The 14,015-nt window shown below is 38.1% G+C and carries 12 protein-coding genes and 2 pseudogenes; 5 read left to right on the forward strand and 9 right to left on the reverse strand.

Features of this window, described 5'->3' with window-relative positions; translation table 11 throughout:
* Positions 1-3: 3 nt before the first annotated feature.
* Together F988_RS06010 and F988_RS06015 are read right to left on the reverse strand one after the other, a co-directional pair.
* Positions 4-1,203 carry a TolC family protein gene (locus tag F988_RS06010; RefSeq protein WP_004644605.1) on the reverse strand — a complete coding sequence of 400 codons (1,200 nt, stop codon included), beginning with the start codon at positions 1,201-1,203 and terminating at the stop codon, positions 4-6.
* A 45-nt stretch (positions 1,204-1,248) separates the two neighbouring features.
* On the reverse strand, positions 1,249-1,698 hold the full coding sequence (locus F988_RS06015) for a hypothetical protein (protein ID WP_002116830.1): 450 nt from the start codon (positions 1,696-1,698) through the stop codon (positions 1,249-1,251).
* A gap of 309 nt (positions 1,699-2,007) precedes the next feature.
* Between F988_RS06015 and F988_RS06020 the strand changes: the two are divergent.
* Positions 2,008-2,285: pseudogene (locus F988_RS06020) on the forward strand (helix-turn-helix domain-containing protein); the annotation flags it as partial.
* A gap of 56 nt (positions 2,286-2,341) precedes the next feature.
* On the opposite strand, the gene F988_RS06025 reads toward F988_RS06020, so the two are convergent.
* From F988_RS06025 to F988_RS06035, 3 genes are all read right to left on the reverse strand, one after another.
* Complete coding sequence (locus tag F988_RS06025) at positions 2,342-3,304, reverse strand: hypothetical protein (protein WP_004644607.1); 963 nt, start codon at positions 3,302-3,304, stop codon at positions 2,342-2,344.
* 42 nt (positions 3,305-3,346) lie between these two features.
* Complete coding sequence (locus F988_RS06030) at positions 3,347-4,348, reverse strand: YagK/YfjJ domain-containing protein (RefSeq protein WP_004681747.1); 1,002 nt, start codon at positions 4,346-4,348, stop codon at positions 3,347-3,349.
* 455 nt (positions 4,349-4,803) lie between these two features.
* Positions 4,804-6,609, reverse strand: coding sequence for a helix-turn-helix domain-containing protein (locus F988_RS06035; RefSeq protein WP_004644611.1), 1,806 nt, complete (start codon positions 6,607-6,609; stop codon positions 4,804-4,806).
* A 175-nt stretch (positions 6,610-6,784) separates the two neighbouring features.
* Here F988_RS06035 and F988_RS06040 point away from each other — a divergent pair.
* Positions 6,785-7,728, forward strand: a pseudogene (locus F988_RS06040) (hypothetical protein).
* A 93-nt stretch (positions 7,729-7,821) separates the two neighbouring features.
* On the opposite strand, the gene F988_RS06045 reads toward F988_RS06040, so the two are convergent.
* The gene (locus tag F988_RS06045; protein ID WP_004644613.1) at positions 7,822-8,703 is read right to left on the reverse strand and encodes a hypothetical protein; all 882 of its coding nucleotides are present in this window, start codon (positions 8,701-8,703) and stop codon (positions 7,822-7,824) included.
* A gap of 184 nt (positions 8,704-8,887) precedes the next feature.
* On the opposite strand from F988_RS06045, the gene F988_RS06050 reads away from it, so the two are divergent.
* The gene (locus F988_RS06050; protein ID WP_004644614.1) at positions 8,888-9,160 is read left to right on the forward strand and encodes a pyocin activator PrtN family protein; all 273 of its coding nucleotides are present in this window, start codon (positions 8,888-8,890) and stop codon (positions 9,158-9,160) included.
* Here F988_RS06050 and F988_RS06055 read toward each other — a convergent pair.
* A complete protein-coding gene (locus tag F988_RS06055; RefSeq protein ID WP_004644615.1) occupies positions 9,144-10,292 on the reverse strand; it encodes a site-specific integrase in 1,149 nt (382 codons plus the stop codon). The two genes, F988_RS06050 and F988_RS06055, sit on opposite strands and share 17 nt — an antisense overlap.
* Before the next feature lie 133 nt (positions 10,293-10,425).
* Between F988_RS06055 and dusA the strand changes: the two genes are divergently transcribed.
* Both dusA and F988_RS06065 read left to right on the forward strand, forming a co-directional pair.
* On the forward strand, positions 10,426-11,442 hold the full coding sequence (gene dusA / locus F988_RS06060; protein WP_004681751.1) for a tRNA dihydrouridine(20/20a) synthase DusA: 1,017 nt from the start codon (positions 10,426-10,428) through the stop codon (positions 11,440-11,442).
* A 261-nt stretch (positions 11,443-11,703) separates the two neighbouring features.
* Positions 11,704-12,183 carry a CHAP domain-containing protein gene (locus F988_RS06065; protein ID WP_004681753.1) on the forward strand — a complete coding sequence of 160 codons (480 nt, stop codon included), beginning with the start codon at positions 11,704-11,706 and terminating at the stop codon, positions 12,181-12,183.
* Between the two features lie 13 nt (positions 12,184-12,196).
* Here the strand turns inward: F988_RS06065 and F988_RS06070 are convergent, their stop codons facing one another.
* Both F988_RS06070 and F988_RS06075 read right to left on the reverse strand, forming a co-directional pair.
* Positions 12,197-12,958, reverse strand: a complete 762-nt coding sequence (locus F988_RS06070) for a tRNA threonylcarbamoyladenosine dehydratase (protein ID WP_004681754.1) — start codon at positions 12,956-12,958, stop codon at positions 12,197-12,199.
* Positions 12,959-13,191: 233 nt separating this feature from the next.
* A complete protein-coding gene (locus F988_RS06075; protein ID WP_010589192.1) occupies positions 13,192-14,004 on the reverse strand; it encodes a TatD family hydrolase in 813 nt (270 codons plus the stop codon).
* Positions 14,005-14,015 lie beyond the last annotated feature (11 nt).

The following is a 14,015-nucleotide window of genomic DNA, read 5'->3' on the forward strand; positions in this document are numbered from 1 at the left end:
CCCTTATTCTTGATCTAAATTCGTTACATAATTTCGTTCAACTTCTGCAATCTGATTTTGCAAAGCCAACCACAGATCAAATCGAGCGAGATGTTTGTCTAACCAAACTTGTTTAATGCTATTAAATTCCAATAATGAAATTTTTCCTGCCTGATAACCCATTTCTGCAATGCGTAAACTTTCTTTTGTTGCAGGTAAAACAGATTGGTCATATTGCTTGATTGCATCAATCAAACTGGATACCTCAATAGATTTGTTATCCAATTCAATCTTTGAATTTCGATTGATTAATTCTGAACGAGTTTCAGCATTGGTTTGCTGTGCTTGAGCGAGTGCAATATTTCCACTGTTGCGATTGAATATCGAAAGCGGAATAGAAGTGGAAACCAAAAAAACTTTGTCATCTGTTTCTTGATAATTACGTACACCAACGCCAAGCGTGATATCAGGAACCGCTTCTTTTCTTGCTAATTCAAATTGAGTTTTTGCCTGCTGCTTTTTTAGTAAAGCCTGCTTTTCAGATAAGCTAACCTTGTCAGTGAAGTTAATCGTTAAAGGAACATCTATAGCATTGGCTGGCAAATCAAAAGCAAATTTTGAACAGAGATTTTTCTGAAACTGAACCTTTTTCAGCTCATTTTGATAACGTAACTTGGACTCAGCAGATAAAGCTGAATTAAGCTGAACATCAGATGGAATCACACGTCCATACTTTAGCTTTTCATTTAGAACTGTTGCTTGTCTTGCACTCAGCTTGCTCTCTGCAGCATAAATTTCTGCTCGCTGAGCAGCTGCATACCAATTAGACATACAGATTCGAAAATCAGCTTTTAACTCTGCTTGTCGTTGAGTAATCTCAAATTGGTTATTATTTCCTTGCAAACCTGCCAATTGCTTACGCAAAGCGAGTTTATTATTCAACGGAATTTCTTGGGACAAACCCATGAATGCAGTTGGGCCATCCAAATCTTTCAGCTTAGAATTACCCAAATTATCCAATTCGACATTGAAAGTTGGATTGTTCATCCGACCAGCATATTTTTGATTTACATCATAAGCTTGCTGAGATTGCTGCAAACTTTTTAGAACTGAATCATTTGCAATAGCTTGCTGCTGTAACTGTGCATAATTTGTTCCTGCTAATAACTGAGGAGCAATGATGACTAAGCCACAGGCGAAAATTACCTGACTTTTTTTAGACATGACTATACCTATACAAAAAATGAAAAATATTTTTGTATAGTTAAATCAATTCCTTAGAACAATGAGAGTTTTGGTAAATGCGTAGGTATTACAAAGAAAGGGAATCCTTTTCCTAAGCTTAAAAGAACGAATTGGGCGTTCAAATAAACCTAAAAATAAGAGGATTAAAGGTAAAGCAAAACTAAGGAAAAAGACTGGATCAATTGAGAAATGATCATCAGCTTGAATTGGTTTTACTGAATGATGAAATGCGGGTTCATCATAACTTGTCCAGTTATGATTTTTTTTATCTTGATCTGCTGTATTCAGAACTTCATCATGATGAACTAATGACCATTGGCTAGAATCTTCTGTTTCTACAGAAATACTCAGTTCATGATGATGATCTAGATTTTTTGCTATTACAGGCGCCCACGTATAAATCCCCGTCGTTGTTATAGCAAACAAAAACAGGACTGATACGAGAATAAGCTTAAAAAACTTATTAGCCAACATAGCAAGTCAGATCAAAATGAAACGTGAAAAGAATACTGAATAGCTTCTAGGAAGTAAATCCTATATGAAAATATATCTCAAATTTACAAGCTATCTCTTTATCAATGGATAGCTTATGGGAAATGAAGCTTTATTTAGTTATTTTCTGGAACTGTACTAAAAGGATTTAAGCTGTACCTAGTTTGAGCTAGTACAAAGTAAGCTTACTTATCTTAGAGGTGGTGGCAATTGAACTCATCCAAAATCTCCAATGAAATCTAGTCATTAAATGTGTGATTCATAGACATCATTTCAATATAATTGGTGTCTATGAACAGAGAAATTCAACAAAGACTCGTATGGGTTAAATTATTTGAAGAGACCAATGATGCTGGCCTAGTCTGTCGGAGATGTGGCATTTCTAGACCAACATTACGCAAGTGGTGGAAACGATATTCTGAGCAAGGTATTGATGGATTAAGTAGTCAGAGTAAACGCCCATTAAAATCTCCAAATACTAAAATCAATGCTGAGCTAGAGGCCTTAATATTGGAAATGCGCTCGGCTAAAATCTGGGTGCTCGACGTTTGCAAACAGAATTGATGAGAAGGATAATCTGGGCAATGTAGAGCATCAAGCAAGTGGAGGACTCTGATATAAATTTTCAGCGTCGTACAGGTGCTCCATCAAACCATTTAAAACCTTTGGGGTAGATGCAGATTCTATTCGCAAGTCCATGCCTTCCTGTTTGATTTTCAGGCATGCTATTTAATGCACTCAGCGGACATTGGACGTCTTCTTGAATAATTCGATCAATCCGAAACATCTGTTCAGCATCAACCACACTATTTTGATCTGTCAGACTAAGGCAACTGCAGGTACCCATATAATTCGTGACCTGGGCCCAGCAACGCTCTATGACACTGCAATAAAATAATGGATCAGCATAGAGTGATCGGTTAAAGCTCAGATAAAAGTGGATCACATACCGCTGCTGAACATCATCCCGTACAATTTGATAAAAGCGGTAAATGGCTTGTGTTCTATACCAATACTCAGCTGCTAGACTTTTTTGGAAATTTGATAAAAATCGCTCTAACTGTCGCAAATCGATAATTTCATTTCCACCGTCATTTAGACTTAGTTCCAGTTTTAAATCCGCTGCATCAGGATAGATCTGGCTTGTATTACGGTAGGATTCTCTCAACTTTTCAGTCCGCTTTTCGTAGCACTCATTCAGCTTATGCATTTCTTCAGTTAAGCTGGTGCTTTCAAACAGCACTCTCAGCCGCTTTACGATCTTATCGATATAAAAACCAGCGCTTCTTTGCGCCGTGACCTCAAAGAACCGAATCTGCTCTTCCTGTAATACACTGCAGTAAGCCTGAAAGAACTTGTCTGCCCAAAAGGAAAAAGACAAATGCTCATGAATGCCAACAGCCATCATCCTGCGCCATGCTGAAAAATAACCAGACAGTTTCCGCTTGAACTCCTGATCTATATTTTTTTGATGAGCATCGTAATCAGTACCTTCTGGAATTGGAGCAAAGCGAATCGTTTGGTAATGCTCTAAAACGTCTTGTTCTAATCGGGGTGCTGTAACAAACTCTAACTCTGAATGGCTCATGTATTGTCCTATGAATCAATTGATTTCATAGAACTGGCATGTTCATAATTTTTTAAACCAAATCTCCTCTTCCAGCTTTGCTAAAGCGGTCTGCGCATCCCATTCTTTGATTCTTCTATTTTCTTCTGTATCAGGTATTGGGCGACCATGATGCTGATAATCCCCCTTATAAAACGTTTTACGCCCTCGTGGTTTAACCAATAACGACTGCTCGTATTTATCAGGGTCACTGAGATAAGCAACTGCACCCAAAGCATTGTTGCCTTGTTCGGGTGTCGTTCGACGAATATCTCCAATACCTAAACGACCTTGCTTCTCGTAGTTCTCTTTATTCGCTGTCGTGTTGATGTTCCGCCCAAAACCCTTATCGAATGTGATTTCCTTCCACTTATCGATCACTCCCTCAGCAATTTTATAATCACTCTTATGCTTCGATCTATTAATCACCAATGTTAAATGAGCATGAAAGCCTTTGGTTATACCCTGCTCCAGTGCGATCGCATAGGTCAAAAGTGCATCAAAATATCCATTCTTATCAGTGATCAAATCACGTAGTTTTCCGATATGCTGATAGAAGTCATTTACAGTAATTTCACTCATGCTGTCCTTGCTATAGCTCAAATCCACTCTGATCACTAGAACCGAATAATACCCCTTAATTGCACCTTCGAACTCCTCAAGTAATGCCACTCGATTCAATTCTTTCCGCCTCGCAAAGCTTTTGATCTCATCACGTATCAGCCCTCGATGCGCATGTAATATCCGTCTTAATGCCTTAATTTCCCCTATTGAAAGCCCTGTCAGATATTCAGCAAAGCTAAGCATGCCACGTTGGCTATTGACGTATTCAGTGACTGCAATAAATGCCCGAATCGATGCTGCATACTCAAGCCCTTCTTGTTTAAACGCTTCAAATGCACACCATAAGCGTTCGAGATTGAAAATGAACGCTTCATTCGGCATATCAAAATTAAGACATACATCCACAAAGGCATGAATGGCATACATCACCCCTGCCTGATGATCTAAATCGGATTGCAACACGTTGAACTTCCTTAACTATGATTAACGTCATAGTTAAGCAATCGACTTATTTTTTTAAATAGTGTTTTTATCTAGAGTAAGAACAAGTCATCCACTATTCGCATATATCGAATAGTGCTCTCATCCTGCATGGCTATACTCAATAGCATCGTCCACATTGGGATATCTATTCAGCTTGTATGACATATCAAACTGTTCTTATAGGTATGAGTAATAGTGATTGTATTGATATATCGAGTATTTATAGTTCTATACGCTACAGTCATTAATCTATTATTAGTATTAATCTATATATTAATAATAGATAAAACCGTCTTAGCGTAAAAGCAATAACCATAGCCCAGCCGATCAGTAGGATTTCTAGACCTTCGGCTAAGCTCGGCTTTTTATATATTTTAGCGTTACGATAGTTAAGTCAGAAAAATGGTTTTTCAAAAAAAACTTAGCGCAAAAAACTATTCGAATAATGACAAACAGTGATGATGCAGCAGTCCGTAATCTTTAAGTTCTGCCAGTGTTGGTGAAGTTTCTGTTATTTGCTGTGTAGGAAAATCAAAGCGAGTTCCATCCTGAAAGGGTTCTTGAAACGCCAATTCACTTAAGAAATACCTGTTAGTTTCCGCATGCTGATCAGGGACAAAGCAACAGCTGTATGTATTCTGTATAAATGACCGAGGTAAAATCCTAAAAGGCGTCACTATTTCAGTTGCATTTACCAACACCCTTTCCAAACTACTTTTAGTTGCACTGAGTTTTTGGTCAATATCAGAATGTTTCCGCATACATTGCTGAAAAAAATAAATTTGGTTATATGCAATTAGATCCATAAGGGCCATTAAAAACTGATGAATTCTGGACTGCTCAGCATTTAACTTGAAGGTGATCATTGATTCAATTTTATCAGACTCATTTTTTAGCGTCATATCCTCTTTGATTGTTTTGATTTGAGTCGCTTGCAATGAATACGGATAGAGAAAGTCTGTGCACCCTAAACGCTCAAAGCTTTCATCATCGATTACTACTGGGTTAGCTTCTTTCAGCATTTTAAAAAGCGATTTATTCTGACTGTATATCTGGCAGCACCACTGTTCAAGCAAGCTTTGAAAAAGACCTAAGCGGTTGTTCATCCCGCTGAGTTTAGTATGCTGGATAGATGCTAAATGACCCAAAACCGCCTCATCCTTCAAAATATATTCATGCGGCTTTAAATAAAACGTCGCTGATAATGGGTTCTCTGGATGTAACCGCTTTAGCTCGACATAATGATCATATAACTTCATTATTTCCTGCTGTTGTAACACAACATAATTTGCATAACCTACAGCATCACGAGACCGAAGAATAAACGGTTTCATCCAGCACAAAGGATCATGTAACAGATAATAGTTTTTGCAATTCAACACCTTCGAGCCAGCATCTGAATCTTCACTTTTAGTGTTTGACAACAAGTCGCTCTTTGGATTCAGCATGGTAAAAATAGAGGCCACTTTCTGAACTTCAAAAACATGCGGCTGGGGGTACTTCAAAATATAAAATTTGCCGAAGATCGCAGCATCCCCCCAAAACCTATGCGAAAGGGTTAAAGCGTATATTGGAGACTCTGTTTGAATAAAACTATTTCGAATTGCGCCATCCGCTTGGCAGCGGATAAATCCGTTTTTTTTAAGCTGCTGTATAGCACGATAAATAGATTGCTTGTTTAAACCCGTGGCTCGCTCAATTTCACCAATTCCACACCCTATAACAATCCCAAACGAGTCTGCACCGTAAAGCAACCGTAATAAAACAAGATAACTTCGATAATCAAGATAGCAGTCGATCTCTATTTTTTTAGGTGAATTGCTAATACTTATGCCATCACTCTTTATAAATAAAGTCTGAATTAATTTTAATAAAGGGATCTGCCTAACCATACGCTTATTACTATTTTCTAACCATTCAATAGACGTGGCTGAATCAAGCCTTATATAAGTAAGATTAAGTTGTAAATGACGAACTCTAGACCTTTTTCCAGTTTCAGGAAAATCTATTTTTAATATTCCCTGTTGTTCCAACTCATTCAATACACCCCGTAATTTTTTAACCTGTATGCCGATCACTTTTGATAATTCACCGAGTGGCAATGATGTACTTCCGACTCCAAAATTTCTGATAAACGTGATTAATGCCCAAAAAGCATAGGCTGAAATTTGCCCCTCCACCCTTTGATAGAAAGCCATAAATAGCGCCAAAAAGCGCTGTTCAGAATCGTGGATACTCATGCTAAAAAATCCCACTCATCAAGTTCTTATTTGTGTATAAGTATTTTACAGTAATACTGATAGGCACGAAATGATAATTAAAATTTAATTTTTTAACAGTTACTATATAATTAATATTTACTTAATATTTAATTACTGATATATAAATGTTAATTAAATATTTATGAATTTTAAAATGGTACGACCACATTTAACCTTAGATAAATGGTTATCGACTGATACGGACTTAAAAAAAATTTCTTGGATCAAGAGAGCTACATGAAGGAAAGTCTATTAACTAGGCTTGATAAACCTGGCCAAAAGATTGTTTACACATCTACAAATCACCCCCAACCTAGATCAAATGAGAATTTAATATCAGATTCTCTAGAAAATCTGGCTAGGCCATCCCACATAAACGAAATATTTACAAACCCTCTCATATGTGAGACAACAAATTTTATTATTGAAACTAATGATGAACATTTTTCAATTTTAAAAAAGAAATTCCTTTTATTTAAATACCACTCTGAGAAAAAGAAAGCCAACCGTATCACCAAACAAATCACAATGGACGAAAATATATTAAAACAACTTGAGAAAATTAAAAAAAATTGTAAGTTTAAAAGTCTAGATAACTGCTTAGAATTTTTAATTGATGCACATAATTTTAAATTAAGTGAAAAAGATAAAATAATATCAAGACTCAAAAAAGAACAGAATTCAAATCATGATTCTAATTTAAAGCAAGAATTGAAATTAAAGGATGAAAAAATTACAGAACTCGAAAAAGAACTCGTGCACCAAAAAAATATCATCCACGTAAACATGAGCAAATCTGCAAAAGAATTTGAGGAATACCTAATTCAATTGGCTACAAATCAAACCATTGAATTAGAGAAAATTAAAGCTTTTTTAGGCGAGATTAACGAAGCAGATCAACAAAGCATTAACCAAACTCTTGCACCCGAAGCACTTAGCGAAATTGAAGCTCAATTGAGAAATGAATGCGCAAAACAAAAGCAATTTTTAACAATCAAAAATCAACCAAATACCAATTATGCTTTAGGGTTTGATCAGCATCATCAATATGGCAATACCGTACAAAATGACGATGAAGTTGTACCAGCTCAAACCTGAGCTAACAGTTACTCTTTTCTAGGAGCAAGCAGCAATAGTACACCTCATCCACTTGCTGCCTAAGAACGAGCCCCCTCATCAGCTTAATGATATTCATAATTGAACTTGGATAATCTCTTTCAATAAATCAGGACGACGCCTTAAGTGATTGACCAGCACTTCATCGCAATATGCTGTATTAAATGGGAGTTGCTTTTGCTGTGGAAAATACCGCTCTGGATGCTGTAGAAACTGTTCCCATTTTTTATTTTCATTCTGTAATTCCCTGATCTGGTTTAGATAGGTTCTATCCTGAATTTTAAATGACACACCAAAATCATCATCTTCACAGGTGTCTTTATTTTCGTTATTTTTTCTGGCTTCTGTTAAATCTAAAATTTTCTGTTTATTTGTCTCTAATCTGCTTTGAACCCATTGCAAATCAAACTCTCTAAACTTGATTTGCAGCGTGGGTAAAATCAGTTGTACTGCCTGCGAAACATTTTTAAATCTGCCATTTTTTTGAGCATAACCAGTTAATTCTGAATAAAATATTTCAAGCTTTTTATGCAACAGCGGCGCATATCGTTTTCTTATATTCAAAATTCCATTGATTCTACGCTTCAAACTCGGGTTACAGGTGTAGACTCTACCGCCTTCATCAACAACCAACTCAATATATTTATTTAATATTTCAGAATATTTCTCATTAATCTGCTGCTGTCTATAATCACGAATCCCCTCTATTACCGTATTAATTTGACCAAGCAAATTCAGCAAGTCCTGTACCGAATACGTTTCACCAAAGAACTGCTTTTGGCTATGCTCTACCATCAGTTCAACCAAAAATTCGCGTTCTGACGCTTCAAACTCAGTCTTTGGGTCAGGATCGCTTATTATTTTATGTTCTCTTAAAAAACGTCCAGCATGATCCAAAAAGCAATTCAGAATTTCATCCTGCAATTGCTCAAAATCAAGAAGTATGCAATTTTTCATTTATGAATCTAAATAATAGTTTTCAATATGTTATACCACAACTCTAGTAAAATATTATTTCTAATTATTAGTATTACATAAAGACCTACATCAAAAAAATAAGATTAAGACATAGGGATGGTCAGCCTTACTTCAAAGGTGACCCATTCAAATTAAAAAAGTTTTATGTATGGAATACCACTTCATGAATTGCTTTCAAATTAATACTACCGAACTACTTTTTATAAAGTATCGTTCTATGACCGTTGAACTAATGACAGTAGTTTCTGACTATTACCCCCACCTCAGCAAAGCCGAAGCACTGAGAAAAGCGAATAATCAACAATTCCCTTTCTCAGTATTCAAAATAGATAAAAGTAAACGTGCTCCATTTTTGGTACACATTAAGGATCTTGCTGCTGTCTTGGATAAGCAATATTCAGAGGCATCCAAAGATTTTGCTACGTTTCATCGATGAGGCGTAGCACCTCCTCCAACTGTAATATATTTCTTCTCGCTTTCACTGATACATAACGCTGTAAACTCCCCCAAGAATCGTGCAAACTTACTTTCTGAATTTCAGGAATAGTAAAACTCTGTTCAGCTAATCGAGTACAGCCTTCATGTCTCAAGTCATGAAATCGTAAATCTTTAATCCCCAAAATTTTACAAGCTTCTCTAAACTCTTTACCCAAACTTTTGGGATTCAAAGGCAATAACAAATTTTCATTATGTCCAAGCTTTAGCATCCGTTCTCGAACTTCTGAATATTTCAGTCTTTTGATCAGCTCCTTACAAGGATCAAGTACATCAAATGACTTATGATTACCTTTAGAACCATTAGGATTCTTTAAATCATGCACTTTCCACGTTGAATGATGTGGGTCATAATCTCGAAGATACAATCGTGTTAATTCAGCTTCACGTCTGCATGAGAAAATTGCAAACCACATAATCAAATGCATTGGGTATTTAGAGCCATAACGATTTAGCTTCCATCGTTCTGCAAAATACTTCGTCAATGCAATCAATTCATCTCTCGAAGGCAGTCGGTCTCTTTTTTGACTGGAGGATATTTGACGTGTTTTTCTTAACTGAGCAGTAGCCTTATCAAAGCTATTTAAATCAATACCCATTTCCCACATAACAGCAGCATGAGAAAGAACACCTCTGATATGTAAAAGCTCATGTTGCAGTGTACTAGTCGCAATAGGTTCAAGATCGAGGTACGGAATTCCACCCTTCCTTAAAGCCACATGCTCGGCCAAATGTACTGATTTTATTTTTGTGATAATATTGCGCGCAATTGGTAGCTTCTTAATTAAGAGCAGAGAATAGCGTTTCGTCCTTCCGTACTCGCTCCCGACTTCATCCAAATATTTATCTATGGCATCTGATAAGGTCAGATCAATCAACTTTTCTTTGCCAAGCAAAATATCAGGATTTTCTTGAATTTCGACTTCTCGTTTCTTAATCCAGTTTTCAGCTAATTTCTTTGAGTGAAATGTTTTACTTTCAGAAAAAGCAGGAAAGCCCTTTCGAGTGATTCGAATCGCAGCACGATAGTTAACTTTACCATCTGCACCTTTCCTTGCTGTAATTGACCCCATAATTTACACCAAAAGCTATTTTTTCTATTATGGTGTAAAATTTGGTGTAAATGCAAACGGATTCACCCACCTAAACACAGGTTCAAACAAATTCTCGCAGGTTGCAGAATATAGATTAAAGGTATGATTTTTAATGACTATTAACAAAAACATTGAAAACACTCAATCTCCGAGAATCAGCGTAGCCCCGATGATGGATTGGACAACCAAAGACTACCGTTTTTTTGCCCGCCTATTTAATCCAAATGTCGTTTTATATACCGAGATGGTCACTACAGGTGCGATCATTTATGGTGGCGCCAACCGCCATTTGGACTTCAACAAGGAAGAGCATCCCATTGTGTTGCAGCTCGGTGGCTCAAATCCACAAGAGCTAGCTACCTGTACCAAAATGGCTGAAGACTGGGGTTATAACGAAGTTAATCTGAATGTCGGATGCCCAAGTGACCGTGTCCAGAACAATAAGATTGGTGCATGTTTAATGGCTGAACCAGACTTGGTGGCTGAATGTATTCATAGTATGCAAAAAGCAGTGTCGATTCCTGTCACCGTGAAACATAGGATCGGAATTGATGACATGCAGTCTTATGAAGAAATGCTGCATTTTGTTGACACTGTTGCGGCAACGGGCTGTACTCACTTTATCGTGCATGCGCGGATTGCCATTTTGCAGGGCCTGTCTCCAAAAGAGAACCGTGAAGTACCGCCCTTACGTTATGAAGATGTCTATCGTCTCAAGCAGGAACGTCCCCACCTGACCATTGAAATCAATGGTGGCATCAAAACCTTTACAGAAACGCAGCAACATTTACAGCATGTCGATGGGGTGATGATTGGCCGTGAAGCCTACCACAATCCTTATTTATTAGCTGAACTGGGTCAATTGTGGAATTTGGAAGCACCAAATCGTTTTGACATCATGCAGCAGATGATGCCGTATATTCACCAGCGTGTCGCTGAGGGCGCACCACTTTCAATTATCACACGTCATATTCTGGGATTATTCCAGAACTTGCCAGGTGCACGTAAATGGCGTCAGGCACTGAGTGGTGGCAATGCAAAAACCATTACCGATATTGAAAATGCCATTCAGAATATTCAGGCAGCCATGCAACGTACTGAAGACTACATAAAAGAACATCAATACTGATTGATGTTCCACAAAAATGTGACACAAGTCACACCAAGAAATATCATTTTACAAATCTTAAGATTCAAATTGATGAAAATATAAGCTATTTAAAATTAAGAAAATCTTTAAAAAGTTTTCTTAAATAATTTATTATAAAAACCCCAAATTGTTATATTATTACATTACATTTTAGTTTTTTTAAAATTTATTGCTTACTATGTGCCGCGTACGGATTCTGGCACACGTTCAGTTTTTTTGAAAATGCGGTAGAGATTTACAATGATTTATGATGTACCTTCAGTTGACCACAGCATGATATATCCACCAGCACAACAGCTGGTTATTCCTTATCGGGAGATGCCAAGGCTGCCATCAACGCCAACCATTGATGTAAGCAAGTTTTCTGAAAAGTTAACCACGCGTGCGTCCTATCGTAGCTCATCCCAGTGCGCCAAATTCGTTAGGATCGCCCTGCAATCTGCGGGCGCCAATATTGTTCAGCATCCTGTCGCCGCATCAGACTGGGGCCGTACCTTGCAGCAGATTGGTTATCAAAAAATCACACCTGAGTTTAATAATCCACAACCAGGTGACATTTATATTATTCATCGCACCAAAAAACATCGTTATGGACATATTGCAGGTTTTACAGGTTCGCAATGGGTTTCTGATTTTAAACAAACCAGCTATGACGTGTACAAAGATCCCAATGTCACCTACAGCTATTACCGCCTGGCACCACAATATCCGCAGGCTTAATTTATTGGGCTGTTTAAGCCCTGATTTTATCCAGCTTCTTCATGACTTCAGCCACCGCAACCATTGCAAAGCTTGAAGTCACCACCACCGCCGATCCATAGCCACCACAGCGCAAACCTACAGTTGCACAAACATCAGCGCTTGAAAATGGATTGTCGATGGAGTAAATGCAGGTAATTCCAAACTTGTCTTTCGGCTTTTTACAAATGCCTTTGGAACGTAGTTGTGTGCGTAGTTTGGCAAGCATTGGGTCCTGTTCTGTTTTGGATAAGTCCGCCACTCGAATCTTGAGGGGATCGAGCTTTCCACCTGCACCGCCTGACACAATCAACGGGATTTTGTTAAAACGGCAGTGCAGCATCAAAGCCAACTTAGCTTTGACATCATCAATACAGTCTAAAACGATGGTTGGGACAGGATCCAGAATCTCTTTGACATTCTCAGGTGTGAGATAGTCATCAATCACATTGACTTTCATTCGTGGATTGATTTGACGGCAACGTTCCGCCATCACCTCAATTTTTTCCTGTCCAAGTGTCGAGCTCATTGCAGGCAGTTGACGGTTGATGTTGGATGCGGCAATCACATCCATATCCACCAGCGTCAGCTCACCAATGCCTGTACGTGCCAGTGCCTCAACCGCCCAGCTTCCCACACCGCCAATACCAATCACCATGACATGGCTTTGCTCATAGTGTGCAAATGCATTTTCTCCATAAATTTTGGCTACGCCAGCAAAACGGCGGTCATATTCATCATTTTGGAGATCGGTCATGTGCTCATCTAACTTCAAAAAATCATGGTTATTTTACCTGAATCGTGATCTGGATTAAATCGCATCAAGGCGCACTGAATCATGAAAGATTAAAACCCTCTAAAGTACAGGTCTTTAGCCTCCCAGTTTGGCGATTTCATTTGTTTGTTATGAAGTGCTTTATTCACTCTAAGCCAGTTTAAGAAATGAGGTGTTCCCTTTTAGTTATCTTATTTTTAATGGGATTATTGTTATTATTGTAAACGCAAGGCTGCCAATGAGTTTTGCCATAATTGCTCGGCAAGCTGGTCTTGTGAATGCCCAAGGGTTTGCGCCAAACTGTCTAAAACATAAGGCAGATTCACAGGCGTATTTCTCGTACGGTGCTCAGTTGAGGTTTGGCAACATAAAGGTGTCATATCAGGACAATCGGTTTCAATCACCAGATACTCAGCGCCAATCGCCTGTACCACCTGATGTAACTTTTTGGCATTTGGATTGGTGATTTGCCCCGTCACACCGATTTTAAAACCCAGTTTGATTAAAGCTTTAGCTTCCTCCACACCACCACTAAAGGCATGCGCAATACCACCAAGCTTGAATTTCTGAGCCTTTAAAATGGCAAGCGCTTCCGCATGTGCTTTACGGATATGCAGCAATACAGGTTTTTGATAATGCGTTGCCAATTCAAGTTGAGCATTAAAATAATGCTGCTGTTTGGCAAAAAGCTCAGGCTGTTTATGTTGCTTTAAAAAGGTATCCAACCCAATCTCGCCCAAGGCGACACAATCATGCTGCTTTAACACCTGCTCCAGTCGTTGTAGATGTGCCTGTTGATGTTGCTCAATATAAAAAGGATGTAAACCAGGTGCAAGATAGGATTGCGGGACATTTTCCCAGTGTTGTAACTGTTGGTGGGTCTGAATGAGTTCATCAAAGCGGGATTCAATAAAACCGATGAGAACCAAAGCCTCTACCCCAACCTGTTTCGCCTGTACAGCCAAATGTTGCCGATCATGGTCAAAATCGGCAACATCAAAATGGGTATGGGTATCAAATAGTTGCATCATTTTATTAA

The sequence above is a fragment of the Acinetobacter parvus DSM 16617 = CIP 108168 genome, from assembly GCF_000368025.1.
In the GTDB taxonomy this organism is placed as follows: Bacteria; Pseudomonadota; Gammaproteobacteria; order Pseudomonadales; family Moraxellaceae; genus Acinetobacter; species Acinetobacter parvus.

Excerpts from the sequence above, each read along its gene's own strand:
- F988_RS06010 (WP_004644605.1), bottom strand. The coding sequence starts at position 1,203 with ATGTCTAAAAAAAGTCAGGTAATTTTCGCCTGTGGCTTAGTCATCATT.
- F988_RS06015 (WP_002116830.1), bottom strand. The coding sequence starts at position 1,698 with ATGTTGGCTAATAAGTTTTTTAAGCTTATTCTCGTATCAGTCCTGTTT.
- F988_RS06025 (WP_004644607.1), bottom strand. The coding sequence starts at position 3,304 with ATGAGCCATTCAGAGTTAGAGTTTGTTACAGCACCCCGATTAGAACAA.
- F988_RS06035 (WP_004644611.1), bottom strand. The coding sequence starts at position 6,609 with ATGAGTATCCACGATTCTGAACAGCGCTTTTTGGCGCTATTTATGGCT.
- F988_RS06045 (WP_004644613.1), bottom strand. The coding sequence starts at position 8,703 with ATGAAAAATTGCATACTTCTTGATTTTGAGCAATTGCAGGATGAAATT.
- F988_RS06050 (WP_004644614.1), top strand. The coding sequence starts at position 8,888 with ATGAATTGCTTTCAAATTAATACTACCGAACTACTTTTTATAAAGTAT.
- F988_RS06055 (WP_004644615.1), bottom strand. The coding sequence starts at position 10,292 with ATGGGGTCAATTACAGCAAGGAAAGGTGCAGATGGTAAAGTTAACTAT.
- dusA (WP_004681751.1), top strand. The coding sequence starts at position 10,426 with ATGACTATTAACAAAAACATTGAAAACACTCAATCTCCGAGAATCAGC.
- F988_RS06065 (WP_004681753.1), top strand. The coding sequence starts at position 11,704 with ATGATTTATGATGTACCTTCAGTTGACCACAGCATGATATATCCACCA.
- F988_RS06070 (WP_004681754.1), bottom strand. The coding sequence starts at position 12,958 with ATGACCGATCTCCAAAATGATGAATATGACCGCCGTTTTGCTGGCGTA.
- F988_RS06075 (WP_010589192.1), bottom strand. The coding sequence starts at position 14,004 with ATGCAACTATTTGATACCCATACCCATTTTGATGTTGCCGATTTTGAC.